This is a genomic window from Caldimonas sp. KR1-144 (genome assembly GCF_049446155.1).
Lineage (GTDB): Bacteria > Pseudomonadota > Gammaproteobacteria > Burkholderiales > Burkholderiaceae_C > Rivibacter.
Genome location: NZ_JBMSEE010000011.1, coordinates 1 through 26,983 on the forward strand (window position 1 = coordinate 1; position 26,983 = coordinate 26,983).

A 26,983-nucleotide genomic window follows, 5' to 3' on the forward strand; every position below is an offset into this window, starting at 1 on the left:
GCCGCCAGGCCCTCCACAGCTGGCAGCACCACTACAACTGGCACCGCCCCCACCGCGGCATCGGCCGCGTCGCTCCAGCCTCTCGACTACCGGGGCCTCGACACAACGTCTTGACAGCTCACATCTAGGCGTCTGCCGCCGCAGATTCCTAGGGCGGCATCCGCTCGAACGCCGGCAGCGCGGCGTCCATGGCGTCCCATGGCAGCGCCCGCACGCCGTAGGTGAGCGCCTGAGGCACAAAGCGGCCCGGCTCGTCCAGGCTGGCCGCCGGCACCGCGATCAGCTCCGGCATCGCGGCAAAGCGCAGGTAGACCGGCGTCCCGCAGACCGGGCAGAAGGCGTGGATCTTCAGGTTGCCGCTGTCGGCGGCCACCTCCCAGTGGGTGGCCTCGCCGCGGATCGCCATCTCGGCGCGCGCGGGAAACGTCAGCCAGGAGCCGTGCCCGGTGCCGCTTCGGCGCTGGCAGTCGCGGCACTGGCAATGGTTCTGGAACACGGGCGCGTGGCGCGTTGCGTAGCGGACCGCGCCGCAGGCGCATCCGCCGGTGTAGGTGCCGGTGTCGGTCTCGGTCATCGAGGACTCCTCGTTTCGGTCCGCTGCTTCAGGAAGCCGTCTTCGGCTTGGCGAAGACGTCCATGCCCTGCCCCGTTTCGAGCAGCGACTTCAGGCTCGACAGGACGATCGGCCAGCCTTGCCGGATGCCCTTGTCCATGCCGCTGCCGGCCTCGAGTTCGTCGTGCGTGACGGTCAGCCTCACCATGCCGTCGTACTCGGCGATGTCGAAGCTCACGCGGCTGTAGGCGCTGACGTCGGCGGCCTGCGAGGCGTTCGCCCACGTGATGACCAGGCGCGTCGGCGGCATGACCTCGACCACCTTGCCGACCAGCTGGACCGTGCGCTGCGCGTCGTCGCGCACGTGCTGCCAGGCCGATCCGGGCCGCCAGTCGGAGACGTTCTCGTGGCCCCAGTAGCGCCGCGCGATTTCGGGCCTGGTGATGGCCTCGAACACCTTCTCGGGCGTCGAGCGGATGTAGGTCACGTAGACGAAGCGGGTCTTGTCTTGGCTCACGGTCACTCTCCTTCGAGTTCTCTCTTCAGCTCGTGCAACAGGCTCAGGCGCCGGCGTTCGAACTTGCGCACCCAGCGCTCGTAGACCTCGTGCAGCGGCACCGGATTGATGAAGTGCAGCTTTTCCCGGCCGCGCCAGACCGTGCTCACCAGATGGGCCTCCTCGAGGATCCCGATGTGCTGCGTGGCCGATTGGCGCGCCATGTCCAGGTGCTCGCAGAGCTGGCCCAGCGTCTGTCCGTTGCGCTCGACCAGCAGGTCGAGCAGCTTTCTGCGTGTCGGGTCGCCCAGCGCCTTGAAAACCTTGTCAGCGTCCATCCGTTGCGTTCGTGCGTGAGCGGATGATATGCAGGCAAATACCTGCATGTCAAACGGCATGACGATCCGCACCGCGCGCGGCGCGCGGACGTCGGCTTCAGTCGGATCCGACGCTGCCCGTCACCGGCAAGACGATGCCGGTGATGTAGCCGGCGCACACCGGCGCGGCGAGGAACACGTAGGCCGGCGAGAGCTCCTCGGGCTGCGCGGCGCGCTTCATGTCGGTGCTGCGGCCGAACTGCGCAACCTTCTCGGCGCTCGCGTCGGCCGGGTTGAGCGGCGTCCACACCGGTCCCGGCGCGACCGCATTGACGCGGATGCCGCGTTCGATCAGGTTGCTGGCGAGCGACTTCGTGAACGCGTGGATCGCGCCCTTGGTCGCCGCGTAGTCGAGCAGGTGCTTGCTGCCGCGCAGGCCGGTGACCGAGCCGGTGTTGATGATCGAGGCGCCCGGATTCATATGCTTGACCGCGGCGCGCGCCATGCGGAAGTAGCCGCCGAGGTTGGTGTTCACGGTCTCCATCAGGCGCTCGTCGTCGATCTCCTCGATCTCCTCGGCGTGCTCCTGGAACGCCGCGTTGTTGACCAGGATGTCGAGCCGCCCGAAGCGCTCGAGCGTGCGCGCCACCGCCTCGCGGCACCAGGCGTCGTCCTTGACGTCGCCCTTGAGCAGCAGGCACTGCCGGCCCTCGGCCTCGATGCAGCGCTGCGTCTCGGCCGCGTCTTCGTCGGCGCTCAGGTAGGCGACCGCGACATCGGCGCCCTCGCGCGCGAACAGCACCGCAACCGCGCGACCGATGCCCGAATCGGCGCCGGTGATCAGCGCGGCCATGCCCTCGAGCTTGCCGCTGCCGCGGTAGTCCGGCGCGAGGTACTGCGGCTTGAGCTGTAGCTCGGCCTCGCTGCCTGGCTTGAGCTGGTGCTGCGCCGGCAGGCGCTGCGGATGTTCCCGCGCGCCGGCCTGCACCGCCGGCGCGTCGCCCGATGACTTCTTGTCGACCTTCGCCTTGTCGTCGCCAGCGGCCTTGCGCGCATCGCGCTGGTCCTGCTTGGCCTGGATGCGGCGCTGCGTGCGCAGCGTCTCGTTGACGTCGTGTGCCATGGAGGGAGTCTCCTCAGCCGCGCGGCGCCGGCCGCAGCGCCGCGCGTTCGGTTTCGTGGCCCGAAGGCGTCTTCGCGTCGAGACCACGGTCGGGCGACTCGCCGACCTGCGGCAAGTCGGTGGCATGGCGGATCAGTTCCTCGACGATCAGATGGCCGTAGAACTGCGCGCGCTCGGCGCCGTGCTCGCGCGCCTCGTCGGCGATCGCCTGCGCGTCGTCGCGGTCCTCGGCGCGCACGACCAGCCAGTGGTAGCCCAGCTCGGCGAGCTCCTGCTGCGCCTTCACGAGGTTGAGCTCCTGGCCGATCGCCGCCAGCGGACTCGCGCGCTCGAGGTCGGCGCGGATGCGCGCGAGCATCTGCCGGTCGCTGAGCTGGCGCAGCTGGTCGCCGTGCGTGCGCTCGAGCGCGCGGCGCGCGGCCTCGGCCTGCTCGGCGCTCGGAAACGAGACCACGACGTGGCCCACCGGCTTGAAGACGCCGAAGCTGTGCTGATCGTTCATCGGGGACGCTCCTCGCATTCGTGCTTTGCCATTGGCGGAAACACCCCCAGCAATCGGGGTACCCGAAGGCCGTTTCGCCGCGAGCGGCCGCCCACGGGCACACACGTTGCCCGGTGCCGTGGCGGCGCTTGCCGGTCAATCCTCTTTATTCCTTGCACAGGAGATCTCAATGAGCAAACGGATCAGCCCCATCACCGCGGCCATCGGGACGGCATGCGTCATCGCCCTTGGCGGCGTGGTGCTCGCGCAGTCGGGTGGCGACACCGGCGGCTCGTCGACGCAGCAACCGCAGCCGACCTACCAGCCACCGCCGTCAACCGACAGCACGACGACACCGCCTTCGACCACCACCATGCCGGCCAGCCCGAGCACCGACATGCCGAGCAGCACCGCTCCGGCACCGACCTACCCGTCCACGACATCGCCCAGCACGACCACCGATCCGTCCACCAGCGGTCCGGCGAGCGGCACGCCGGGCACCATGAGCGACGACCCCTCGGCCGCGCCCGCCACGCGCCCTGCGCGCAGCGACCGCAACTGAAGCAAGCCGAGGTTCACGCGCAGGCCGGCATCCGCCGCCTGCGCGTTTTCATGCGCGACTTTCCAGGGGAAACGGGCACGCTCGGTGCGCGCCGCGTATCAGTGCAGGTTCTGCGCCTCGACGCGCAGGTCGTTGTAGACGAGCCGCACGCCGTCGATGCTGCCGGCCACCCGCGCCGCGCGCTCGCGCGCCCAGGGCGTCGGAACCTCGCCGCGCAGCACGACGCGGCCGTTCACCGAGTCGGCTTCCACCGCCTGCAGCTCGCGGTCGCGCCCCAGCGCGGTCTTCACGTCGACCGTGACCGAGGCGTCGGCGACCTCGTTGCGCAAGTCGGCATTCGGCGGCAGCACCGCGGGTGCCGGCAGCGCGACGCTCGACGCCGGCCGCTCGGCACCGAGCGCAGCGGCGCTTTGGTGCTGGGCCTGATTCTGTGGAGTGGTCGGCGAGAGCTCGTACGCCCGCAGCGCACCGGGGCGCTCGGCCGGCCCGCAGGCGGCCAGCGTGCACAAGGCTCCCAGGGTCAGGAGGTAACGCATGCCAAGACGCGGCAAGGTACGTTCCTGCCGCTCCTCAGGCGACGTAGCTCACCACCGCCGGCAACGCGAAATCGTGGCCGACGAGCGCGCGAGCGAAGAAGTAGTTGCGGCGCTCCTGGGGCTTGAGTTCGTCGATGCAGACCTGGCCGCGCTGGTCGCAAGGAAAGCTCAGTCCGCGGTGTTCGTCGAACAGCGAGCAGAAACGCAGCTCATAGCGGCAAGGCCGCGTACAGCCGGCTTCGTCCTGGGGCGGGCGTTCGATGCAGATGTCGTTCATGGTGTTCTCCCGCGGGCCGCGATGAAACGGCGCTGCCCTTGCCTGAAAGCTAGGGCGCGCGCCGCGGGCGCAGGACCAGACAAGTCCGGCGCGTGCTGTAGGACGGCGCCGATAGCCCGCACGCAGGGCAACCACTTCGCGCCGCAGCGGCCTCGCGTGCGCAAGAATGAGGCTCGCGCGCGGCGGCGTGCCGGCGCCGGGAGCCCGGCTTGCCATGTCGTGTGGGCAGCACGCCTGAAGGGAGGTGGCGGCAGGTGGCGTTGCATTCCGGTACTCCTTCTGCCGGCCGCGATTCCGATGACCGGGACGACGCGATCCGGCGCCGCGCCGAGGCGCGCGTGGCCGCGATGCGCTCGCAGGTGCGCGCGGGCGACGAGCGCGCGCGCCTGGACGAGCTGATGCGGGAGCTGGCCGCGCACCAGATCGAACTCGAGATCCAGAACGAGCGGCTGCGGGAGACGCAGATCGCGCTGGAGGCCTCGCGCGACCGCTACGTCGACCTGTACGAGCAGGCGCCCGTCGGCTACGTGACGACCGATACCCACGCCGTCATCGTCGAATGCAACCGGCTGGCCGATGCGATGCTGGGCGACCGCTCGGGCGCCGGTCTGGTGAACCGCCCCCTGGCCGACTTCCTCGAACCCGACGAGCATGGTCACTTCCTGCAGGCGCTCAGCACACTGCTGCATGACGGGGGCCAGCAGTCGATCGAAGTGCAGGTGCGGCGGCATCCGCCCGAGTCGACGCGCTGGCTGACGCTGCGCATGTCGCTGGCCGACGGCCACGCCGGTTCGCCGCCGCAGTGCCACATCGCCATGCTCGACATCACGCGCCGCGTGGAGATGCAGGAAAGCGCCGCGCGGCTGGCAGCGATCGTCGCATCGTCGGAGGACGCGATCATCAGCCGCGACCTTGCCGGGCGCATCACCTCGTGGAACGCCGCGGCGACGCGGCTGTTCGGCTACCTCGCCGACGAGATGATCGGCAAGACCATGGACGCGATGGTGCCGCTCGAGCGGCGCGGCGAGGAAGCCGAGCTGCTGCGCCGGCTGCGCAACGGCGAGAGCGTCAGCCACCTCGAGTCCGAGCGCCTGGGGCGCGACGGCATGCCGGCGCCGATCTCGATCAGCCTGTCGCCGATCCGCGAGCAGCGCGGCGTGACCGGCTCGGCGCTGATCGCACGCGACATCAGCGAGCGACGCCGCGCCGACCGCGCGCTGCACAAACGCTTGCGCCAGCTCGACGCGTTGTCGTATGCCGGGCAGGCGCTGATCATGGGCGAGCGAGACATCGGCCGGCTGCGCAATGCCCTGTTCGAACGCGTGCGCCTGGCGATCGGCTGCGAGATCCGCCTCGACTACGCCTTCGGCGAGGACGACCGGCTCGCCTTGCTGTCCTCGCACGGCCTGAGCGGCGAGCAGGAGGCGGCCATGGCCAACGCCCGCCTCGACGACTCGCTGTGCGGCAGCGTCGCCACGCAGCGCAGCCAGCTGGTCGTCCAACGGCTGCAAAGCAGCGAGATGCCGCAGGCGCGCCGGCTCAAGGCGATGGGCGTGTGCAGCTACGCGGGCTTTCCGCTGATCGCGCAGGACCGCTGCTTCGGCGTCGCGGCGTTCGCCTCGACGACGCGCGAGCACCTGCACGAGGACGACATCCAGGTGGTGCAGGCGGTGTGCGATCAGGTCTCGGCGATGCTCGAGCGCGAGCGCCTGATGGACGAGCTGCACGCGAGCGAGCTCTCGCTCAAGCGCGCCGACCGCGCCAAGGACGACTTCATCGCGACGCTGGCGCACGAGCTGCGCAATCCGCTGGCGCCGATCCGCAACGCGGCCAGCATCATGCGCCACAGCGACGGCGGCAACCTGCAGCAGCTCGCCTGGTGCCGCGACGTGATCGACCGCCAGCTCGCGCAGATGACGCAGCTGCTCGAGGACCTGCTCGACGTGAGCCGGCTGACGCGCAACATGATCGAGCTGCGGCGCGACCGCATGCCGCTGATGTCGGCGATCGAGCAGGCGCTGGAGACCGCCCAGCCGCTGCTCGACGAGCGCGGGCACCGCCTCGCGCTCGACCTTCCCGAGGAGCCCGTGTTCATCTACGGCGACCTGACGCGCCTGACCCAGGTGTTCGCCAACCTGCTCAACAACGCGGCCAAGTACACCGACCCGGGCGGCGTCATCACGCTGTCGGTGCGGCGGCACGAGGAGCAGGTGCGCATCAGCGTGCAGGACAGCGGCATCGGCATCGAGCCGCACCAGCTTCCCAAGGTGTTCGACATGTTCGCGCAGCTCGCACCGGCGCGCGCGCGTTCGGGCGGCGGACTGGGCATCGGCCTGGCGCTGGCGCGCGGCCTGGTGGAGATGCACGGCGGCAGCATGGAGGCCTACAGCGACGGCATCGGGCGCGGCAGCGAGTTCGTCGTGCGCCTGCCGATCGCGGCCGTCGCGCGGCCGCGTGCGGCCCAGGCACCGCAGCCGGACACCGGCGCCGACGCGCCGCCGCGCCGGCTGGTGGTGGCCGACGACAACATCGACGCGGCACAGACCCTGTCGATGGTGCTGAGCCTGTACGGCCACGAGGTGCGCACCGTGTTCGGCGGCAACGAGGCGTTCGAGCTGATCCGCGACTGGCAGCCCGACATCGCGGTGGTCGACATCGGCATGAAGGACCTCGACGGCTACGCGCTGTGCCGCAAGGTGCGCCAGCTCGGCACCGGGCGCCAGCCGGTGATGATCGCCTGCACCGGCTGGGGCCAGGAGGAAGACCTGCGCCGCGGCCGCGAGGCCGGCTTCGACTTCCACCTCGTCAAGCCGCTCGAACCCGAGACGCTGGTGCGGCTGGTCGCCAGCGCGCGCAGGCCGCCGCGCGGCGCCCCCGATTCCAGCGGTACGGGAACGGCGCTTGCCGCGCCCGAGGGTGACTGACACAGACTCCTTGTCGCCCGAGAGCAGAACGCGCCGACGATGCGTCGTCGCGACCGCCGCGAGCGCCCTGCTGCTGCTGCCGATGCACCCGGCCGCCGCGCGCGACCGGTCCGACACCCCCGGCTGGCTCGAGATGGTCAAGGGCCATCACGAGGCGATCTCGCGCAGCTTCGATGCGCTGCTCGACGACAGCGACGTCTCGCGCCTGCGCCGCGACTCGCTGCTGCGCACGCTGGCCTTCCAGATGACGGCCCACGCGGTCGCCGAGGAGAACGCGCTCTACCCCGCGCTGGCGGTCCACGGGCTGCTGCCCGAGGCCGACCGGCTCTACATGGACCACGCGCACTTCAAGGTGCAGCTCGCGATGATGCAGGCCGCCGAGGCCGGGCAGCGCAGCACCGCCGAGTGGCTGGTCGCGGTGCGCAAGCTGCGCGACGTCGCGCTGACGCACGCGCGCAAGGACGAGGAGGAAACGCTGTTCCCGCGCCTGGCGCTGCTGCTCGACGACCGCGACAACCAGTCGCTCGCGCTGACCTACGAGCGCGAGTACGGCCAGGTCAGGGGTGTCGCGAGCCAGATTTCCTGACCTGCGCGGCAGCCAGCAGCAGCGGCCGCGACCCCGTCGGCGCCGGCTCGCCCGCGCGCGCTGCGAGCGACGCGAACATGCCTTGCAGGCTGCCCTGCTCCGGCAGGATGTAGACCACGCCGCGAGCCCGTCCGAACTGCGGCTGGATCACGCGCTCGAAGAACGCCACCGGCACGTTGATGCAGCCGTACGAGATGCGGTTGTCGGCCACGCTGCGCGTGGCCAGGCGCTGCAGCCGGCGCTCGGCCGGGTTGGTGGCGCGCACGCGGTGCATCGAGATCGCGGCGTCGTAGTCGACCCAGAAGATGTCTTCGCCGCGCGCGTTGCGGCCCGGCTCGATCGCAAAGCGGCCGGCCGGCGTCGTGCGCTCCCAGCGCCTGATCTGGTTGATCGGGCGGGTGCCGATGCCAGGCACGGAACGGTCACCGCGCGCGGCGCCGAGCAGGATCGGTGTGCTGCCGCGCAGCGTGCCGCGGCCGTCGAACACCCACAGCCGCGCCTGGCGCTTGTCGATCACGGCGAAGGGCGCGCCGGCGCTGTCGTCGACCGCGCGCACCCAGCTCACCAGGCGCTGCGCCTCGCTGCTCAGCGCAGCGGTCTGGGCCAAGGCTGCGGCCGGCATCGCCGTGCGCAGGCGCATCGGTCCGCGCGCCGCGGCCACCGAGGCCAGCGCGAGCGCGAGGATCAGCAGCAGGCAGCTCTGGCCGGCGAGGCGGCGCAGCGAGAGCATGGCGAACAGGCGGCGCGAGGACACGCCAGCCTTCGGCAAACGCCGCGCCCGCACACAACCGCGCCGCGGCGACACCGGGCACCCGGATTGCCGCGCGCCGCGGCCATGCTTCACAGCCGTTTCGTCGATGTCGCGGTCGCCACCCGGGCCGTCGACCTCGCGCTGCCCGCCATCGAACGCGCACTGCAGGACCCCAGCATCAGCGGCATGGGCGTCTTGCACCTGGTGGTGCTCGATCCGGCGGTGCGGCCGGCGCCCGAACGCGACGTGCGCATGCCGGTGATCTACGAGCGATCGATCGGCGATCGCGAGCGCTGGGACGTCGACTACGCCGCGTTCGCGCGCGACAAGGCCGCCCTGAGCTGGCGCCACGGCATGGACAGCCGCCGGCTGCAGATGCTCGAGCCGCACCGCCTCGCGCAAGGCGAGTCGCGGCTGTGGGGCGGCGTGTGCCTGGACGGCATCGTCGTGGCGGCCAGCGGCGCGCTGCCGATCTGGGACGAGGCCTTCGCGCTGCAGGTGGCGGGCTACGTGCGCTCGCTCGCCTACATCCGCGCGCAGCCGCCGGCGGGTTGATGCCGCCCGCGACCGCCAGCCGACGCGAGCCGGCGATGTTTCGCATCGACGATCTTCCTGCGCGTCCGCCGCGGCCGTCGGCGCCGCAGGTCAGCGTCGTCGTGCCGACCTGCCGCCGCGTCGACTTGCTGCACCGCTGCCTGGAAGCGCTGCGGCGGCAGCTGCTGCCCGCCGCCGAGTTCGAAGTGCTGGTCGTCGACGACGGCCGCGACGACGCGACGCGCGCCGCCGTCGCGGCCTTCGCGCGGCGCTGTCCCGAGCTGACCCTGCGCTACCTGCGACCCGCCCGGCGCCGCGGCCCGGCCGCCGCGCGCAACCTCGGCTGGCAGCAGGCGCGCGCGCCGCTCATCGCCTTCACCGACGACGACACCATCCCCGCGCCCGACTGGCTGCTCAGCGGCGTCGCGGCGATGCGCACGCTCGCGCTGCCGGCGCTCGGCGGGCGCGTCGTCGTGCCCTTGTCCGCCGATCGGCGCATGAGCGACCACGAGCGCATGACCTGGGGGCTGCAGCACACCGAGTTCGTGACCGCCAACGCCTTCGTGCGGCGCGACGCGCTGCAGGCGGTGGGCGGCTTCGACGAACGCTTCGAGCGGCCCTGGCGCGAGGACAGCGACCTGCAGTTCCGCATCGAGCGCGAGCTCGGGCCGGTGGGCCGCTGCGAGCAGGCGATCGTCTCGCATCCGGTGCGGCCCGAGCGATTTGGCGTCTCGCTGCGCCAGCAGAAGAACGCGCTGTACGACGCGCTGCTCTACAGCAAGCATCCGCTCGAGTACCGCCGGCGCATCCGCCGCACGCCGCCGTGGGCCTACTACGTGGTCGTCGGCGCGACCCTGCTGGGCATCACCTGCGCGCTCGCGGGCCTCGGCGGCCCGGCCTGGGGCCTGGGCGGCATGGCGCTCGCGCTGGTCGGGCGCTTCGCGGCGCAACGCTTGCGGCAAGGCCTGCTGACGCTTCGGCACGTGGCCGAGATGCTGTGGACCTCGGCGCTGATCCCGTTCCTCTCGGTCTACTGGCGCCTGCGCGGCGCGTGGCGGTTTCGCGTCTGGTTCTTCTGACCCGCGCGCTCAGTGGAGCACGGTGCGCGACGGCGCCTGCTCGCCTTCCTGCTTGGGGATGTCGGGTTCGCGCACCGGCACGTCGGCACCGGGCTCGGTCGGGTCTTGCACCTCGGGCGGCACGTTGGGCGGCGGCGGGACCGGATGGGTCGGCGGCATCGGCACGGTGGTCGGTTGCGGTGGCGGGATCTCGGGACCGGTGGGCGTGGGCGGGATCGAGGCCCGAAGGGGATAGGCGGGGTTCGGCGTCATGGCGTGCTCCATCGACCGGTCGGGCAAGGCATGTTCCTGCGCCGCCGGCAGGCCTGCGGGCGCGCCGTTTGCCGTGGTCAAAGTTGCCACCCTTTTGACAAATCGGCCGCAAGCCTTGCGCGGGCGGCCGGGGTGCGCCCCGGCTTTCCCCGGCGAGGCGACAGGCACGTGATATGCGTCGCCGCTCGGCTGACGCGTGGCCGACGCCCGGGGGGATTTCATGAAGGTCTATGAAGAGCAGCTGCTGGCGCCTTCGGAGGAACTGGCGGCGCTGCTGGCCGCGCTGACCGCGCTGCGGCGCGGCGACGCGACGGCGCGCCTGCCGGTCCACTGGCAGGGGCTGTCGGGCAAGGTGGCCGAAGTCTTCAACGACGTCGTCGAGATGAATGCCGCGATGGCGGCCGAACTCACGCGGCTGCGCCAGGTGGTCGGCAAGCAGGGCGAACTCAAGCAGCGCGCGGCCATCCGACATGCGCGCGGCTTCTGGGGCGAGTCGGTCGAGTGCATCAACTCGCTGATCGACGATCTCGTCCACCCGACCTGGGAAGTCGCACGCGTGATCGGCGCCGTGGCCCAAGGCGACCTGTCCAAGAGCATGGCGCTCGAGGTCGACGGCCGCGAGCTGCAAGGCGAGTTCCTGCGCACCGCGAAGACCATCAACCGCATGGTCGAGCAGCTCGGCGATTTCTCGGCCGAGGTCACGCGCGTCGCGCGCGAGGTGGGCAGCGAAGGCAAGCTCGGCGGCCAGGCCAAGGTCAAGGGCGTGGCCGGCACCTGGAAGGACCTGACCGACTCGGTGAACTCGATGGCCGGCAACCTGACCGACCAGGTGCGCAACATCGCCGACGTGACCAAGGCCGTCGCGGCCGGCGACTTGTCCAAGAAGATCACCGTCGACGGCAAGGGCGAGATCCTCGAGCTCAAGAGCACCGTCAACACCCTGGTCGACCAGCTGCGTTCGTTCGCGGCCGAGGTCACGCGCGTCGCGCGCGAGGTGGGCACCGAGGGCATCCTCGGCGGCCAGGCGCGCGTCGAAGGCGTGTCCGGCACCTGGAAGGACCTGACCGAGTCGGTCAACTTCATGGCCGGCAACCTGACCTCGCAGGTGCGCAACATCGCCGACGTGACCAAGGCCGTGGCCGCCGGCGACCTCTCCAAGAAGATCACCGTCGACGTGAAGGGCGAGGTCGCCGAGCTGAAGGACACGATCAACACCATGGTCGACCAGCTGCGCTCGTTCGCGGCCGAGGTCACGCGCGTGGCGCGCGAGGTGGGCACCGAGGGCAAGCTCGGCGGCCAGGCCGAGGTGGAGGGCGTGGCCGGCACCTGGAAGGACCTGACCGAGTCGGTCAACTTCATGGCCGGCAACCTCACCTCTCAGATGCGCAACATCGCCGACGTGACCAAGGCCGTGGCCGCCGGCGACCTCTCCAAGAAGATCACCGTCGACGTGAAGGGCGAGATCTCCGAGCTGAAGAACACGATCAACACCATGGTCGACCAGCTGCGCTCGTTCGCGGCCGAGGTCACGCGCGTGGCGCGCGAGGTGGGCACCGAAGGCAAGCTCGGCGGCCAGGCCGAGGTGCAGGGCGTGGCCGGCACCTGGAAGGACTTGACCGACTCGGTCAACTCGATGGCCGGCAACCTGACCTCGCAGGTGCGCAACATCGCCGACGTGACCAAGGCCGTGGCCGCCGGCGACCTCTCGAAGAAGATCACGGTCGACGTGAAGGGCGAGATCCTCGAGCTCAAGGCCACGATCAACACGATGGTCGACCAGCTCTCGTCGTTCGCGGCCGAGGTCACGCGCGTCGCGCGCGAGGTGGGCACCGAGGGCAAGCTCGGCGGCCAGGCCGAGGTGCGCGGCGTCGCCGGCACCTGGAAGGACCTGACCGACTCGGTCAACTCGATGGCCGGCAACCTGACCGACCAGGTGCGCAACATCGCCGACGTGACCACCGCGGTCGCCAAGGGCGACCTGTCGAAGAAGATCGACGTCGACGTGAAGGGCGAGTTCCTCACGCTGAAGAACACGATCAACACGATGGTCGACCAGCTGCGCTCGTTCGCGTCGGAGGTGACGCGCGTGGCGCGCGAGGTGGGCACCGAGGGCATCCTCGGCGGCCAGGCCGACGTGCAAGGCGTCTCGGGCACCTGGAAGGACCTCACCGAGTCGGTCAACTCGATGGCCGGCAACCTGACCTCGCAGGTGCGCAACATCGCCGACGTCACCAAGGCCGTGGCCGCCGGCGACCTCTCGCGCAAGATCTCGGTCGACACCAAGGGCGAGATCCTCGAGCTGACCAACACGATCAACACCATGGTCGACCAGCTCTCGTCGTTCGCGGCCGAGGTCACGCGCGTGGCGCGCGAGGTGGGCACCGAAGGCAAGCTCGGCGGCCAGGCCGACGTGCAGGGCGTGGCCGGCACCTGGAAGGACCTCACCGAGTCGGTCAACTCGATGGCCGGCAACCTGACCTCGCAGGTGCGCAACATCGCCGACGTGACCAAGGCCGTCGCCGCCGGCGACCTCTCCAAGAAGATCACGGTCGACGTGAAGGGCGAGCTGTCGGAGCTGAAGAACACGATCAACACCATGGTCGACCAGCTGCGCTCGTTCGCCGCCGAGGTCACGCGCGTCGCGCGCGAAGTGGGCACCGAGGGCATCCTCGGCGGCCAGGCCGACGTGAAGGGCGTCGCCGGCACCTGGAAGGACCTGACCGAGTCGGTCAACTTCATGGCCGGCAACCTGACCTCGCAGGTGCGCAACATCGCCGACGTGACCAAGGCGGTCGCGGCCGGCGACCTCTCGAAGAAGATCACCGTCGACGTGAAGGGCGAGGTCGCCGAGCTGAAGAACACCATCAACACGATGGTCGACCAGCTGCGTTCCTTCGCCGCCGAGGTCACGCGCGTGGCGCGCGAGGTGGGCACCGAGGGCAAGCTCGGCGGCCAGGCCGACGTGCAAGGCGTCTCGGGCACCTGGAAGGACCTGACCGACAACGTGAACTTCATGGCCGGCAACCTGACCTCGCAGGTGCGCAACATCGCCGACGTGACCAAGGCCGTGGCCGCCGGCGACCTCTCCAAGAAGATCACCGTCGACGTGAAGGGCGAGATCCTCGAGCTGAAGAACACCATCAACACGATGGTCGACCAGCTCTCGTCGTTCGCGGCCGAGGTCACGCGCGTTGCGCGCGAGGTGGGCACCGAGGGCCGGCTCGGCGGCCAGGCTCAGGTGCGCGGCGTCTCCGGCACCTGGAAGGACCTGACCGACAACGTGAACTCGATGGCCGGCAACCTGACCGGCCAGGTGCGCGGCATCGCCAAGGTGGTGACCGCGGTGGCCACCGGCGACCTGAAGCGCAAGCTGACCGTGGAAGCCAAGGGCGAGATCGCCGCGCTGGCCGAGACCATCAACTCGATGACCGAAACGTTGGCCACCTTTGCCGAGCAGGTCACCACGGTGGCGCGCGAGGTCGGCGTCGAAGGCAAGCTCGGCGGCCAGGCCAAGGTGCCGGGCGCGGCCGGCACCTGGAAGGGCCTGACCGAGAACGTGAACCAGCTCGCGGCCAACCTCACGACGCAGGTGCGCGCGATCGCCGAGGTGGCGACCGCGGTGACGCAAGGCGACCTGACGCGCTCGATCACCGTCGAGGCCAAGGGCGAGGTCGCGGCCCTGAAGGACACGATCAACGAGATGATCCGCAACCTGAAGGACACGACCGAGAAGAACACCGAGCAGGACTGGCTGAAGACCAACCTCGCGAAGTTCAGCCGCATGCTGCAGGGCCAGAAGGACCTGGTCACGGTGGGCCAGCTGATCCTGTCCGAGCTGGCGCCGGTGGTGGGCGTCCAGCAGGCCGAGTTCTACGTGCTCGAGACCGGCGCCCCCGGCTCGCGGCTGCGCCTGTTCGCGAGCTACGCCTCCGGCGGCCTGCAGGCGCACGGCAAGGAGGTCGAGCTGGGCCAGGGCCTGGTCGGCCAGTGCGCGATCGAGAAGCGCAAGATCCTGCTGACCAACGTGCCGAGCACGGCGTTTCGCGTCGCGACCGGCCTGGCAGAGAACGCCGCGCTCGACGTGCTGGTGCTGCCGGTGGTCTTCGAGGGCGAGGTGCGCGGCGTGCTGGAGCTGGCCTCGCTGACGCGCTTCTCGCCGTCGCACCAGGCCTTCCTCGACCAGCTGACGGAGTCGATCGGCATCGTGTTCAACACGATCGCCGCCAACATGCGCACCGAGGACCTGCTCAAGCAGTCGCAGTCGCTGGCCGAGGAGCTGCAAAGCCGCCAGCTCGAACTGCAGCAGACCAACCAGGAGCTGCAGGAGAAGGCGCGGCTGCTGGCGCACCAGAACCAGGAGGTCGAGCGCAAGAACGCCGAGGTCGAGCAGGCGCGCCAGGCGCTGGAGGAAAAGGCCGAGCAGCTCGCGCTCACCTCGAAGTACAAGTCCGAATTCCTCGCCAACATGTCGCACGAGCTGCGCACGCCGCTCAACAGCCTGCTGATCCTGTCCGACCAGCTGTGCAAGAACACCGAGGGCAACCTGCTGCCCAAGCAGGTGGAGTTCGCCAAGACCATCCACCTCTCCGGCAACGACCTGCTGGCGCTGATCAACGACATCCTCGACCTGTCGAAGATCGAGTCGGGCACCGTCGCGGTCGACGTCAGCGAGCTGCGCTTCGACGACCTGCTGCGCTCCGTGGAGCGCAGCTTCCGCCACGTGGCCGAGTCCAAGCACGTCGACTTCCTCATCGAGGCGGCGACGCCGCTGCCCAAGACCATCGTCACCGACGTCAAGCGGCTGCAGCAGATCATCAAGAACCTGCTGTCCAATGCCTTCAAGTTCACGCACCAGGGCCGCGTGAGCCTGAGCGTCTCGGTCGCCGAAAGCGGCTGGTCGCGCGACCTCGAGGACCTCAACCGCGCGCCGCAGGTGATCGCCTTCGCGGTCAGCGACACCGGCATCGGCATCTCCAGCGACAAGCAGCAGATCATCTTCGAGGCCTTCCAGCAGGCCGACGGCTCGACCTCGCGCAAGTACGGCGGCACCGGCCTGGGCCTGGCGATCAGCCGCGAGCTCTCGCGCCTGCTGGGCGGCGAGATCAGGTTGGTCAGCGCGCCGCAGCTCGGCAGCACCTTCACGCTGTACCTGCCGCAAAGCTACGGGCCCACGCGCGCGGCGCGCGCACTGCGCGCTCAGCCCGACAGCGAGCCGGCGCCGCTGGTCGAGCTGCCGGCGCCGCCGTCGGGCGGCAGGCCCATCGCGCCGGCACTGGCCGCGCCCATCGTCGTCGACGACGCGGCGCTCTCGGCGTCCGAGCCGGCCGAGGGCGCCTCCAGCGGTGGCGTCGCGTTCGCCAACGTGGCCGACGACGACCGCGAGGACATCGGGCCGGGCGACACGACGCTGCTGATCGTCGAGAACGACCTCGGCTTCGCGAAGGCGCTGCTCGAGGCCGCGCGCCGCTGCGGCTTCAAGGGCCTGGTCAGCACCAGCGGCGCGGGCGCCCTGTCGATGACGCGCGAGTACCACCCTTCGCTGATCACGCTCGACATCTTCCTGCCCGACATGACCGGCTGGCGCATCCTGGAGCGGCTCAAGTCCGACCTCGGCACGCGCCACATCCCGATCTGCGTGGTCTCGACCGACGACTCCCGCCTGCGCGCGCTGCAGTCGGGGGCGATCGGCTTCCTCGCCAAGCCGCTGCAGTCGATCGACGTCGTCGACGACGCGCTCGGCACCCTGCTGCGCTTCGTCGAGCGCGGCAGCAAGCGCCTGCTGCTGTCGATGCCGGCGACGCCGCTGCGACGCGACTACATCGCCTACCTCGAGGCCGATACCGAGATCGTGACCGCCGAATCGGCCGAAGCCGCGCTGGCCGAGCTGGCCTCGGGGTGCATCGACTGCCTGGTGGTCGACGTCGCGTCCTCGCCGCTCGGCCCGGACGACGTGCTCGAGGCGATCGAGAACCGGCCCCCGGCGCAGCAGCTGCCGGTGCTGCTCTATGTCGGCGAGGGTGAAGGCGGCAACGAGGCGCTGCACCGCTGGCACGCCGCGCAGGGCGCGTTCGCGATGCGCGAGGCGCGCTCGCTGGCGCGGCTGCTCGACTGGAGCGCGCTGTTCCTGCACCGCAGCACCGCGGCCATGTCGGCCGCCGAGCGCGAGTCGGTGGAGTCGGTGCACGACACCGACCCGGTGCTGCGCGGCAAGAAGGTGCTGATCGTCGACGACGACATGCGCAACATCTTTGCGCTCGCCACGGTGCTCGACGAACGGGGCATGATCATCGTCTCGGCCGACAACGGCCCGGCGGCGATCCGCCTGGTCGAGTCCGACCCGAGCATCGACATTGTCCTGATGGACATCATGATGCCGGAGATGGATGGCATGCAGACCACGCGCGAGATGCGCAAGCTGGTGCGCGGCAAGCAGCTGCCGATCATCGCCGTGACCGCCAAGGCGATGAAGGGCGACCGCGAGAAGTGCATCGAGGCCGGCGCCTGGGACTACCTGTCCAAGCCGGTCGACACCGGCTATCTGCTCGCGGTGCTGCGCGGCTGGCTGTCGCGATGAACGGCACGTTCGACGACGACACCGGCGCGGCGCAACGCGAGCCGCCGCGCGCGGACGCGGACGCCGCCAACGCGCCGGCGGAAGACGAGCGCAGCAGCATCCTGATCGTCGACGACCTGCCGGAGAAGCTGCTGGTCTTCGAGACCATCCTCGAGGACCTGGGCCAGAACCTGGTGTTCGCGCGCTCGGGCGCCGACGCGCTGCGCGAGGTGCTGCGGCGCGAGTTCGCGGTGATCCTGCTCGACGTCAACATGCCCGACATCGACGGCTTCGAGACCGCCTCGCTGCTGCGCCGCTACAAGAAATCGGCCCACACGCCGATCATCTTCATCACCTCGTACGCCGACGAGGTGCAGACCATCCGCGGCTACTCGCTCGGCGCGGTCGACTTCATCCTCTCGCCGGTGATCCCCGCGGTGCTGCGCTCCAAGGTCAAGGTCTTCGTCGAGCTGCACACCATGCGCCAGCGCGCGATGCGCCAGGGCGACGAGCGCGCGGCGCGCATGGCCGCCGAGGCGAGGCGCCTGGTCGCCGAGCAGAACGACAAGCGCTCGCACTTCCTCGCCGAGGCCAGCCGCATGCTCAGCGAGTCGCTCGACATCGGGCTGAGCGAGCAGCGCCTGGTCGAGCTGCTGCTCACCGGCACGGCCGATCGCGTGTTCCTCGTGCGCACCGACGACGGCGCGACGATCGAGCGGGGCCTCGCAGGCTGCGCCGGCCAGGCGCTGGTGCGTCCGCTGGAGCCATCGGCCTTCGGCGCCGCGCTGCAGGCGGTGGTGGTGGATGTCTTGCAGCGCAAGAGGCGCGTCGAACTGGGCAGCTCCGCGCGCGCGGAGCTCGACCGCCTGCTGCCCGGGGAGACGCCGGGCGCCGCCGCGGCGGTGGCGGTGCCGCTGCGCAGCGCGCGCCATGCGATCGGCGCGCTGGTCGTTGCCTCGCTCGCCGGCGAGCCCGACACGCGCGGGCAGGACTGGTCCATCCTCGAGGAGCTCGCGGCGCGCGCGGCGATCGCGTTCGAGAACGCGCAGCTCTACCACAGCCTGCAGCGTGAGAACGCCGAGCGCGTGCAGGCAGAGGCGCAGCTGCACATCGCGAACCGGCGCAAGGACGAGTTCCTTGCAATGCTGGGCCACGAGCTGCGCAACCCGCTGGCGCCGCTGCGCAATGCGCTCGAGTACATCCGCCGCGTGATGCCGGTCGACGACAAGACCGCGTGGGCCGGCGAGGTGATGGACCGCCAGCTCGAGCACATGACCCACCTGATCGAGGAGCTGCTGGACGTGGCTCGCATCAGCGAGGGCAAGATCACGCTGAGCAAGGAGTCGGTCGAGCTGCGCGAGGTGGTGCACGCCAGCGTCGAGACCGCGCAGCCCTTCATCGACCAGCACGGCCACCGCCTGACGGTGCAGGTGCCGGACACGCCGATCTGGATGCAAGGCGACTTCGGGCGCCTGGCGCAGGTGATCGGCAACCTGCTGAACAACGCCGCGAAGAACAGCGCCGACGGCAGCCCGATCGAGCTGGCGCTGTCGATCGACGGCGGCCAGGCGGTGCTGACGGTCAGCGACCACGGCGTCGGCATCGACCCGGCGCTGCTGCCGACCATCTTCGAGCTGTTCGTGCAGGGCCAGCGCTCGCTCGACCGTGCCCAGGGCGGGCTTGGCGTCGGCCTGACGCTGGTGCGCCGCATCGTCGAGCTGCACGGCGGCAGCGTCGAGGCCCACAGCGAGGGCAGCAACCGCGGCGCCGTGTTCACGGTGCGGCTGCCGGCCGTCAGCGTGGTGCAGCGCGCCGAAACCGAGGTGTCCGAGCAGGCGGCGCCGTGCCACATCGGCCAGCGCATCCTGATCGTCGACGACAACCGCGACGCCGCCGCGAGCATCGCGCAGTTCCTGCAGCTCGAAGGCCACGAGGTCAAGTTCGTCGGCGACGGCCAGCAGGCCTTGTCCTGCGTGCCGGTCTTCGCGCCGCAGGTCGTCGTGCTCGACATCGGCCTGCCCGGCCTGTCGGGCTACGACCTCGCGCGCCGCCTGCGTTCGCAGCCCCCGACAGAGCGCGCACTGCTGATCGCGCTGACCGGCTACGGCCAGCGCGAGGACCGGCTGCTGGCGATCGAGGCCGGCTTCGACCAGCACTTCGTCAAGCCGACCGACCCTTACGAACTGGCCGGCTACATCGCGCGCTGGTCGCAGGCGCGCGACGCGGCCGACGCGCGTTCGCCGCGGCCGGTGTCGCTGCGCGGCGATCTCTGAGGCACGCGCTCGGCTACAGCCAGCGCTCCGCCGCCCGGCCCACCAGCTCCATCACCCGCGGCCACAGGCCGCGCGCGCGCCAGTCCTCGGGCGTGATGCGCCTGGAGGCCTTCAGGTCGCGCTCGAACAGCGCCTCCATCTCGCTGCCGAAGTCCTTGCCGAGCACCACGACGTTGATCTCGTTGTTGGCCACGAAGCTGCGCCAGTCCATGTTGCTCGAGCCGACCGTGCCGACCACGCCGTCGACCACCGCGGTCTTGGAGTGCAGCACCGAGTTCTCCATCTCGTAGACCTCCACGCCGGCGTCGAGCAGCTGGTTGTAGTAGGAGCGTCCGGCGTGCAGGATCAGCCGGAAGTCGCTCTTGGCCGGCAGGATCAGCTGCACCTTGACGCCGCGCCGCGCGGCCTGGCACAGCGCCTCGACCATCTCCTGCCCGGGCGCGAAGTAGGCCATCGTCACCTTGATCGATTCGCGCGCGCCCTCGAACACCGCGAGCAGGCTGGCGTAGATCGCGTTGTAGCGGTCGTCGGGGCTGCTGATGATGACCTTGACGATGCGCGTGCCGGGCTGCGCCACCGCCGCCGGCGCGGCGTCGCCGATCGCGCCCTCGCAACCCTGCGAGCGCCAGGTATCGATGAACTGCTGCGCGAACGCGGCCACCGCCGGGCCGTGCAGCTCGATCTGGGTGTCGCGCCAGCCTTCCTGCAAGGCGTCGCCGGTCCTCTGGGCGCGCGGCGCCGAGCTGAACGAGCCCTTGGCATAGACCTGGCTGATGTTGATGCCGCCGGCGAACGCCGCCTCGCTGTCGACGACCAGCACCTTGCGGTGGTTGCGGTGCTCGATGCTGAAGTAGCCGGGACGCTCGGTCGGGTTGATCGGGTTGAAGGCGCAGACCTTGACGCCCTGCGCGCGCAGGCGGTCGAAGAAGGCCGTGTCGCTGCCGCGCGAACCGACGCTGTCGTAGAGCACGTGCACCGCGACGCCGGCGCGCGCCTTGTCGGCCAGCAGCGAGGCCATCTCGACCGCGATGCCGTCGTCCTCGAAGATGTAGCTCTCGAGCAGGATGCGGCGCTTGGCCGAGCGCATCTCCCGCTTCATCGCCTTGAACGTCGCCGGGCCGTCGACCAGCAGCCGGGCGGTGTTGCCGCGGTAGAGGTCGATCTCGCCGACGCGCGCCAGGGCCGCCAGGTGATGCATCAGCAGCTCGGGCTCGCCTTCGGCGGCGAGCGTGCGCAGCACGCGGCGCTCCTCGCCGGGCGCCACCGGACCGGCGGCGCCCCTGACGTTCAGCCGCGCGCCGAGGTTCGCCACCGGTGCGTCCTTCGGCGGAACCTGGACCTCCTTCAAGGCACCACAGGCCGAGAGCGAAACCAGCAGCGCCAGGCCCAGCAGCGCGGCCCTGGCCTGCCGGTACGAGGATGACACGCACATCACGCCCTTCATGCACCAACTTTGGACGCTTCGCAGCGGCAACGGTGTCAGAAGAGGCGAAGTTCGCATGTCGGAGCGACGGAAGCTCGTCTGACTGAACGATGGGCAGCTCGACGAGGCGCCGATAGCATCGATGCATGCTCGTGCGCATCGACCTGACCCATCGCCCCGATGCGGGCTTCGCCTACCGCGTGTCCGTGCCGGACCAGGAGGGCTACGAGGACGAGGGCCTGGCATCGATCGACCTCGCCATCGTCGGCGCGCTGGCCGGCCTCGAGCCCGGCACGCGCGCGGTCCAGCTCTCGTTCGACGGCGTGGTCTCGGGCACCTATCCGCTCAAGGTGCTGAGCGCCAATGTCGAGCAGCTCGCGCGCCATGCGGTGCTGACGGCGCAGGCGGTGCGGCAGGCGATGAGCTGAGTCGTCGCGGGCGGCACGATGCGTGCATGCCGGTCCGCATCCGGACTTCGGCCTGCCCCATGGGTTTCACGACGCCTCTTCGCCTCGTTCCCGCGCCGCTGACGCCGGCCGCCTTCGCGGCCTACGGCACCGTCTTGCAGGCGCCCGGCGGGGCGGGCCGCTCGATCAACGGCGGCACGGCGCGGCGCTTCGATCTGGTGGCCGACCTGCAGTTGCATTCGCACGGCGGCCACGCGACGCTGGCGATCTTCAGCGCGCAGGCGCGGCGTTTTCCGCACACGGTCGACGAGCTGGAGCGGCACGCGCTCGCAAGCCAGAGCTTCGTGCCGCTGGGGCGGCGGCGCTTCGTGCTCGTGGTGGCGCCACCCGGCCCAGCACCCGAGGCGCACCAGCTCGCGGCCTTCGTCACCAACGGCGAACAAGGCGTGACGCTGGCGCCGGGCACCTGGCATCACGCCTTGCTGGCCGTCGATGCCGGCGACTTCGTGGTGGTCGAACGCGTCGCACCGAAGGCCGATTGCGACGAGCACCGCCTGGCCCGTCCGGGCCTGGTGGAGTTCGGCTGAGGCGTCAGTCGGCCAGCCGCTCGGCCAGCGCGATCAGGCGGCGGTCGCTGCCCGCGGGCCCCAGCAGCGACAGACCCAGCGGCGCGCCTTCGCGACGCGCCAGCGGCATCGACAGCTGCGCAAAGCCGCTCAGGCCCGCCACGCACAGCAGCCGGATCGCGCGATTTCGATAGTCCTCCAGCCCGGCCTCGCCGACGGCGCGCAGCGGCGCGATGTCGGGCATGGTCGGCATCAGCAGCACGCCGTCGCTGCCCAGCAGCTCGGCGAGCCGATGCCGGAAGCGCTCCCGGAACGCGTGCGCGTCGCGCACCTGCTCGTCGCTCACGCCGCGCGACCAGGCGAAGCGCTCGGCCACGCCGGGGCCCAGCGGCGGCGCGTAGCGCTCGATCAGCGGCCCGTCGGTGAGCCAGGCCTCGCGGCCCTGCAGGTGGCGAAAGTGCCAGTACATCGCGTCGAAGGAGTCGAGCGCCACCTCGACTGGCGCGGCCGCGCCCAACAGCGCCTGCACCCGCTCGGCCGCCGGCCGCAGCGCCTGCGCCGCCGCCGGCTCGGCCAGCGCCCAGAGATCCTCGGGCCACAACAGGCGCACGCCGCGCTGCGGCGCCTCGGCCTCGCGGCCAAGCAGAACGTCGGCCACGCGCGCGAAAGTCTGCACATCGCGCGCGAACCAGCCGCAGGTGTCGAAGCTGGGCGCGAGATCGAGCGCGCCTTGCAGGCTCACGCGGCCGTGCGTGGGTCGCAGGCCGACCAGGCCGCAATGGCTGGCCGGCGCGCGCACCGAGCCGCCGGTGTCGGTGCCGAGCGCGAAGTCGCACAGGCCCGCGGCGACCGCCGAGGCCGAGCCCGACGACGAGCCGCCCGTGATGCGCAGCGGCGCGGCCGGATTGACGGGCGCGCCGAAGTGCGCGTTGTCACCGTTCATCGAGAACGCGAGTTCGTCGGTCACCGTCTTGCCGACGAAGCGCGCACCGGCGTCGAGCAGGCGCTGCACGGTGGGCGCCGTGTGCTGCTTGATGCCCGACATCGCGAGCACGATCGGGTTGCCGCCGCCGGTGGGGTAGCCGGCCACGTCGAACAAGTCCTTGACGGCGAAGCTCAGGCCCGACAGCGGGCCGCTCGGCGCACGAGGCACCGGCGCGTCCGGGTAGGGAACGAAGGCGTGGACGGGGTCGTGGGGGCCGTACAAGGAGAGCATGCTGGACTCGCGGGTTCGTCAGGACGGCATCGCGGCGGCCGCTGCGGCCGCGATATCGAGGCGCAGGCAGCGCGCCCGATGGCCGGGCGAAAGCTCGACCGGCTCGGGCTGCACGCTGCGGCACTCGGCCGCGGCGCGGCTGCAGCGCTCGGCGAAAGCACAGCCCGCGGGCAGCGCCGACAGGTCGGGGGGCGCGCCGCCGATGGTCTCGAGCCGCTGGCCGCGCACCAGCGAGCCGTGGGCGCGGCCGGCCAGCAGCGCGATCGTGTACGGATGGCGCGGCGCGCGGATCAGCTCGCGCGCGCTGCCCTCCTCGACGATGCGCCCGGCATACATCACCGCGATGCGGTCGGCCACCTCGACCGCGGCGCCGATGTCGTGGGTGACGAAGATCACCGACAGGCCGAGGTCGCGCTGCAGTTCGCGCAGCAGCAGCAGGATCTGGATCTGCACCGTGGCGTCGAGCGCGGTGGTGGGCTCGTCGGCCAGCAGCAGCTGCGGTCGGCAGGCCAGCGCCAACGCGATCATCGCGCGCTGGCGCATGCCACCCGACATCTCGTGCGGGTAGGCGGCCAGCCGGCGCTGCGCACTGGGAATGCGCACGCGCTCGAACAACTCCAGCGCGCGCTGCCGCGCATCGGCCACCGAGACCTTCTCGTGGCGACGGATCGCCTCGACGATCTGCGCGCCGACCGAGTACACCGGATCGAGCGCGAGCAGCGGCTCCTGGAAGATCATCGAGGCGAGCTTGCCGCGATAGTCGGCCAGTTGCGCGGGGGACATTGCGAGCACGTCGTGCCCGGCCACCCGCACGGTGCCCTCGATGCGCGTGCGGCGCTCGGGATGCAGGCGCAGCAGCGTGCGCAGCGTGACGCTCTTGCCCGAGCCCGACTCGCCGATCAGCGCCAGCACCTGGCCGCGCTGCACCTGCAAGCTGACGCCGTTGACGGCCTGCACCGGGCGGCGCGCGCCGGTGAACGTGACATGGAGGTCGCGCAGTTCGACGATCGGTGAAGCGTCCATCGGCGTTCTTTTCTCTACATCGCCGCGGCCGGGTGGCCGCTGCCGGGTTCGTGCATCAGGCAGGCCACCGCGTGAGCCGCACGCGGTTCGATGCCCTCGTGCATCGCACGCGGCGCCGCGAGCGCAGGCGCGCGCTGCGCGCACACCGGCGCGGCCTGCGCGCAACGCGGATGGAAGCGGCAGCCCGGCGGCGGATCGATCGGGTTCGGTGGGTCGCCCGCCAGCAGCGCCAGCTCGGTGCGATGGTCCGGGTCCATCGACGGCATCGACGACAGCAGCGCGCGCGTGTAGGGATGCAGCGGCTCGGCGTAGAGCGATTCCGACGGCCCGAGCTCGGCCACGCGGCCCAGGTACATCACCATCACGCGGTCGCTCAGATAGCGAACCACCTGCAGGTCGTGGCTGATGAAGACGTAGGTCAGTCCGAACTCCGCCTTGAGGTCGAGCAGCAGGTTGATGACCTGCGCCTCGACCGACTTGTCGAGCGCCGACACCGCCTCGTCGAGGATCACCAGCCGCGGCTGCAGCGCCAGGGCGCGCGCGATGTTGACGCGCTGGCGCTGGCCGCCCGACAGCTCGTGCGGATAGCGCTCGGCAAAGCGCTGCGGCTCGAGCCCGACGCGCGCCAGCAGCTCGCGCGCGCGCTGCACCGCCTCGCGCCGGCCCAGGCCGTGCACCTGCGGACCGAAGGCGATCGAGTCGCCGATGGTCAGGCGCGGGTTGAGCGAGGCATAGCTGTCCTGGAACACCATCTGCACCTGGCGGTGGAACTCCTTCAGCGGCAGCTCGCGGCCGCCGACGGTGCGGCCGTCGAAGACCACCTCGCCGGCGCTCGGGCGGATCAGGTGCATCAGCAGCCGCGCGGTGGTCGACTTGCCGCAGCCCGACTCGCCGACCACGCCCAGCGTCTCGCCCTTGCGCACCTCGAAGTCGACGCCGTCGACGGCGCGCACGCTGGCGCCACCGCGGCCCGCGCGGCCGAACAGGCCGCCGCCAAGCGGGTAGTGCTTGGCCAAGCCGCGGATGGTCAAGAGCGGCTGGGCCGGGCCGCCGACGTCGGCCTCGTGCAAGGCGGGAATGTTCTTCATCCCTTGTTGTCCATGGCCGAGCGCAGGCCGTCCGAGAGCACGTTGAAGGCGATCGAGGTGATGAAGATCATCGCCCCCGGCAAGGCCGCCACCCAGGGCTGCGCGTAGATCGCGGTGCGCAGCGTGTTGAGCATCAGGCCCCACTCGGGTTCGGGCGGGTTCACGCCCAGACCGAGGAACGACAGGCCTGAAGCGAGGATCATCGACACCGCGATCAGGCCGGTCGCGTAGACGAAGATCGGCCCGAGCACGTTGCCCAGCACGTGCACGCGCACGATCGTGAACGGCCCGGCGCCCGAGGCCCGCGCCGCCTCGACGTAGTCGCGCGAGCGCACCTGGGTCGTGACGCTTTCGGCCACGCGCGCGATCTGCGGGATGAACACGATGGTCAGCGACACGAGCGAGTTGACGACGCCCGCTCCGAGCGCGCCCGACAGCGCGATCGCCAGCAGCACCGACGGGAAGGCGTAGAACACGTCGATCGTGCGCATGACGGCGGTGTTGACGAGCCCACCCGCATAGCCGGCGGCGATGCCGATGGCCGAGCCGGCCAGGAACGCGCACAGCACCGGCGTGATGCCCATGTACAGCGACAGCCGCGCGCCGACGATCAGGCGCGAGAGCATGTCGCGGCCGAGTTCGTCGCTGCCCAGCGGCAGCCCCGGCGTGCCGATCGGCTTGAGCCGCTTGAGCATCGAGGCCTGGTAGGGATCGGCCGGCGCGAGCCACGGGCCGAACAGCGCCAGGCCGACCAGCAGCGCGACGACGAGGGCCGCGCCGACGGCCACCGGGTCGCTCAAGAAGCGCCGACCGACCGAGGACCAGTAGCCGCGCGAGCGCTGCACCTCCAATGGCTGGGCCGCGACAGCGGCGGCGGATGCGGCGAGGGAACTCATTCGATGCGCCTTTCAGGACCGGGCGATGCGCGGGTCGAGCAGCGTCTGCAGCACGTCGACCAGCAGGTTCAGCAGCACGAAGAACATCGCCAGCACCAGGATCGTTCCCTGCAGCAGCGGCAGGTCGCGCTGGAAGATCGCGGAGTTCAGCAGGAAGCCGGTGCCGGGCCACGAGAACACGGTTTCGATCAGGATCGAGCCGCCGAGCAGGTAGCCCAGCTGCAGGCCCATCACGGCCAGCGCGGTCGGCGCGGCGTTCTTGGCGACGTGGCGCAGGATGCCGAAGGTGGCGAGGCCGCGCGCGCGCAGCCCGACGACGAACTCCTGGTCGAGCAGCTCGGACACCAGCGCGCGCACCGTGCGCGCGATGATGCCCATCGGGATCACCGACATCGTGAGCGCCGGCAGGAGCATGTATTGCACGTGCGCCCAGTCCCAGGTCCATTCGTCGGAGCCGCCGGGCCCGGCGCCGGTCGCGGGCAGCCACATCAGCTGCGACGAGAACACGATCACCATCACCATGCCCAGCCAGTAGTGCGGCACGCTCACGCCCAGCACCGACAGCGTCGACGCGAGCCGGTCGAGCGCGGAGCGGCGCCAGTAGCCGGCCACGAAGCCGAACAGGCTGCCCAGCGCGAAGCCGATCGCGGTGGCCACCAGCGCCAGACGCAGCGTGTTGACCACCGCCTTGAACACCTCGCCGGTGACCGCGCGGCCGGTGGCGATCGACACGCCGAGGTCGCCGTGCAGCGCGCGCCACAGCCAGCTGAAGAACTGCTCGGGGTAGCTGCGGTCGAAGCCGTAGAGCTGGCGCAGCTGCGCCTGCAGCTGCGCCGAGGCATCGGGCGGCAGCACCGCCACCAGCGGATCGCCGGGCGCCAGGTGCACGAGCGCAAAGCACACGAGCGCGACCCCGAGCATGGTGGGCAGCGCATACGCGATGCGCCGGATGAGGTAGGCGAACACGGCAGCAGCGAGGTGGTGGGTTGCGCGAGGCTCAGTCGCCGCAGGGCCGCCCCAAGGCGACTGGGCCCCCTCGGGGGGCAGCGAACGAAGTGAGCGTGGGG

General features: G+C 70.9%; 25 protein-coding genes. 10 read left to right on the plus strand and 15 right to left on the minus strand.

Translation table 11 applies throughout. From position 1 onward, the window contains the following. The coding region (locus tag ACO2TI_RS21120; RefSeq protein WP_423287492.1) for an integrase core domain-containing protein at nt 1–128 on the plus strand (128 nt) is incomplete at its 5' end. A 20-nt stretch (nt 129–148) separates the two neighbouring features. Here ACO2TI_RS21120 and ACO2TI_RS21125 read toward each other — a convergent pair. From ACO2TI_RS21125 to ACO2TI_RS21145, 5 genes are all read right to left on the minus strand, one after another. Beyond that, the gene (locus ACO2TI_RS21125; RefSeq protein WP_423287158.1) at nt 149–574 is read right to left on the minus strand and encodes a GFA family protein; all 426 of its coding nucleotides are present in this window, start codon (nt 572–574) and stop codon (nt 149–151) included. A gap of 28 nt (nt 575–602) precedes the next feature. Continuing rightward, on the minus strand, nt 603–1,070 hold the full coding sequence (locus tag ACO2TI_RS21130) for an SRPBCC family protein (RefSeq protein ID WP_423287159.1): 468 nt from the start codon (nt 1,068–1,070) through the stop codon (nt 603–605). 2 nt (nt 1,071–1,072) lie between these two features. Beyond that, the gene (locus ACO2TI_RS21135) at nt 1,073–1,387 is read right to left on the minus strand and encodes an ArsR/SmtB family transcription factor (RefSeq protein ID WP_423287160.1); all 315 of its coding nucleotides are present in this window, start codon (nt 1,385–1,387) and stop codon (nt 1,073–1,075) included. Between the two features lie 97 nt (nt 1,388–1,484). Then, nucleotides 1,485–2,489 (minus strand): SDR family oxidoreductase, encoded by a 1,005-nt coding sequence (locus ACO2TI_RS21140; RefSeq protein WP_423287161.1) that lies wholly within the window; start codon nt 2,487–2,489, stop codon nt 1,485–1,487. Between the two features lie 13 nt (nt 2,490–2,502). Further along, nucleotides 2,503–2,991: a hypothetical protein gene (locus ACO2TI_RS21145; RefSeq protein WP_423287162.1), complete on the minus strand. Its 489-nt coding sequence runs from the start codon at nt 2,989–2,991 to the stop codon at nt 2,503–2,505. A gap of 169 nt (nt 2,992–3,160) precedes the next feature. Between ACO2TI_RS21145 and ACO2TI_RS21150 the strand changes: the two genes are divergently transcribed. Next, entirely contained in the window at nt 3,161–3,532 is a 372-nt protein-coding gene (locus tag ACO2TI_RS21150; RefSeq protein ID WP_423287163.1) for a hypothetical protein, read from the plus strand. Nucleotides 3,533–3,630: 98 nt separating this feature from the next. Here the strand turns inward: ACO2TI_RS21150 and ACO2TI_RS21155 are convergent, their stop codons facing one another. After that, a complete protein-coding gene (locus tag ACO2TI_RS21155; protein WP_423287164.1) occupies nt 3,631–4,068 on the minus strand; it encodes a BON domain-containing protein in 438 nt (145 codons plus the stop codon). A 34-nt stretch (nt 4,069–4,102) separates the two neighbouring features. Continuing rightward, nucleotides 4,103–4,345: a hypothetical protein gene (locus ACO2TI_RS21160; RefSeq protein WP_423287165.1), complete on the minus strand. Its 243-nt coding sequence runs from the start codon at nt 4,343–4,345 to the stop codon at nt 4,103–4,105. A 254-nt stretch (nt 4,346–4,599) separates the two neighbouring features. On the opposite strand from ACO2TI_RS21160, the gene ACO2TI_RS21165 reads away from it, so the two are divergent. Further along, entirely contained in the window at nt 4,600–7,269 is a 2,670-nt protein-coding gene (locus ACO2TI_RS21165) for a PAS domain S-box protein (protein ID WP_423287166.1), read from the plus strand. An 82-nt stretch (nt 7,270–7,351) separates the two neighbouring features. After that, a complete protein-coding gene (locus tag ACO2TI_RS21170) occupies nt 7,352–7,855 on the plus strand; it encodes a hemerythrin domain-containing protein (RefSeq protein WP_423287167.1) in 504 nt (167 codons plus the stop codon). On the opposite strand, the gene ACO2TI_RS21175 is transcribed toward ACO2TI_RS21170, so the two are convergent. Continuing rightward, on the minus strand, nt 7,827–8,609 hold the full coding sequence (locus ACO2TI_RS21175) for a L,D-transpeptidase (protein ID WP_423287168.1): 783 nt from the start codon (nt 8,607–8,609) through the stop codon (nt 7,827–7,829). The two genes, ACO2TI_RS21170 and ACO2TI_RS21175, sit on opposite strands and share 29 nt — an antisense overlap. Before the next feature lie 81 nt (nt 8,610–8,690). Here ACO2TI_RS21175 and ACO2TI_RS21180 point away from each other — a divergent pair, with 81 nt between their 5' ends. Together ACO2TI_RS21180 and ACO2TI_RS21185 are read left to right on the plus strand one after the other, a co-directional pair. Next, entirely contained in the window at nt 8,691–9,161 is a 471-nt protein-coding gene (locus ACO2TI_RS21180; protein ID WP_423287169.1) for a hypothetical protein, read from the plus strand. A gap of 35 nt (nt 9,162–9,196) precedes the next feature. Beyond that, complete coding sequence (locus ACO2TI_RS21185; protein ID WP_423287170.1) at nt 9,197–10,219, plus strand: glycosyltransferase family 2 protein; 1,023 nt, start codon at nt 9,197–9,199, stop codon at nt 10,217–10,219. A 9-nt stretch (nt 10,220–10,228) separates the two neighbouring features. Here ACO2TI_RS21185 and ACO2TI_RS21190 read toward each other — a convergent pair whose 3' ends face one another. Then, nucleotides 10,229–10,471, minus strand: coding sequence for a hypothetical protein (locus ACO2TI_RS21190; RefSeq protein WP_423287171.1), 243 nt, complete (start codon nt 10,469–10,471; stop codon nt 10,229–10,231). 220 nt (nt 10,472–10,691) lie between these two features. Here ACO2TI_RS21190 and ACO2TI_RS21195 point away from each other — a divergent pair, with 220 nt between their 5' ends. Together ACO2TI_RS21195 and ACO2TI_RS21200 are read left to right on the plus strand one after the other, a co-directional pair. Further along, nucleotides 10,692–17,045, plus strand: coding sequence for a HAMP domain-containing protein (locus ACO2TI_RS21195; RefSeq protein ID WP_423287172.1), 6,354 nt, complete (start codon nt 10,692–10,694; stop codon nt 17,043–17,045). Next, complete coding sequence (locus ACO2TI_RS21200) at nt 17,042–19,297, plus strand: response regulator (RefSeq protein WP_423287173.1); 2,256 nt, start codon at nt 17,042–17,044, stop codon at nt 19,295–19,297. The genes ACO2TI_RS21195 and ACO2TI_RS21200 overlap by 4 nt, the downstream gene beginning before the upstream one ends. 13 nt (nt 19,298–19,310) lie before the next feature. Here ACO2TI_RS21200 and ACO2TI_RS21205 read toward each other — a convergent pair whose 3' ends face one another. Further along, nucleotides 19,311–20,729 (minus strand): phospholipase D-like domain-containing protein, encoded by a 1,419-nt coding sequence (locus ACO2TI_RS21205; RefSeq protein WP_423287174.1) that lies wholly within the window; start codon nt 20,727–20,729, stop codon nt 19,311–19,313. A 137-nt stretch (nt 20,730–20,866) separates the two neighbouring features. On the opposite strand from ACO2TI_RS21205, the gene ACO2TI_RS21210 reads away from it, so the two are divergent. Both ACO2TI_RS21210 and ACO2TI_RS21215 read left to right on the plus strand, forming a co-directional pair. Next, complete coding sequence (locus ACO2TI_RS21210; protein WP_423287175.1) at nt 20,867–21,148, plus strand: hypothetical protein; 282 nt, start codon at nt 20,867–20,869, stop codon at nt 21,146–21,148. A gap of 26 nt (nt 21,149–21,174) precedes the next feature. Next, nucleotides 21,175–21,714 carry an ureidoglycolate lyase gene (locus ACO2TI_RS21215; RefSeq protein WP_423287176.1) on the plus strand — a complete coding sequence of 180 codons (540 nt, stop codon included), beginning with the start codon at nt 21,175–21,177 and terminating at the stop codon, nt 21,712–21,714. 4 nt (nt 21,715–21,718) lie between these two features. Here ACO2TI_RS21215 and ACO2TI_RS21220 read toward each other — a convergent pair whose 3' ends face one another. The 5 genes from ACO2TI_RS21220 to ACO2TI_RS21240 are packed head-to-tail and all read right to left on the minus strand — an operon-like array spanning nt 21,719 to nt 26,882. After that, nucleotides 21,719–22,909: an amidase gene (locus ACO2TI_RS21220; protein ID WP_423287177.1), complete on the minus strand. Its 1,191-nt coding sequence runs from the start codon at nt 22,907–22,909 to the stop codon at nt 21,719–21,721. Nucleotides 22,910–22,927: 18 nt separating this feature from the next. Then, nucleotides 22,928–23,932 carry an ABC transporter ATP-binding protein gene (locus ACO2TI_RS21225; RefSeq protein ID WP_423287178.1) on the minus strand — a complete coding sequence of 335 codons (1,005 nt, stop codon included), beginning with the start codon at nt 23,930–23,932 and terminating at the stop codon, nt 22,928–22,930. Nucleotides 23,933–23,946: 14 nt separating this feature from the next. Continuing rightward, nucleotides 23,947–25,020: an ABC transporter ATP-binding protein gene (locus ACO2TI_RS21230; protein WP_423287179.1), complete on the minus strand. Its 1,074-nt coding sequence runs from the start codon at nt 25,018–25,020 to the stop codon at nt 23,947–23,949. After that, nucleotides 25,017–25,916, minus strand: a complete 900-nt coding sequence (locus tag ACO2TI_RS21235) for an ABC transporter permease (RefSeq protein WP_423287180.1) — start codon at nt 25,914–25,916, stop codon at nt 25,017–25,019. Before ACO2TI_RS21235 ends, ACO2TI_RS21230 begins: the two co-directional genes overlap by 4 nt. A gap of 12 nt (nt 25,917–25,928) precedes the next feature. Further along, a complete protein-coding gene (locus tag ACO2TI_RS21240) occupies nt 25,929–26,882 on the minus strand; it encodes an ABC transporter permease (protein ID WP_423287181.1) in 954 nt (317 codons plus the stop codon). Nucleotides 26,883–26,983 lie beyond the last annotated feature (101 nt).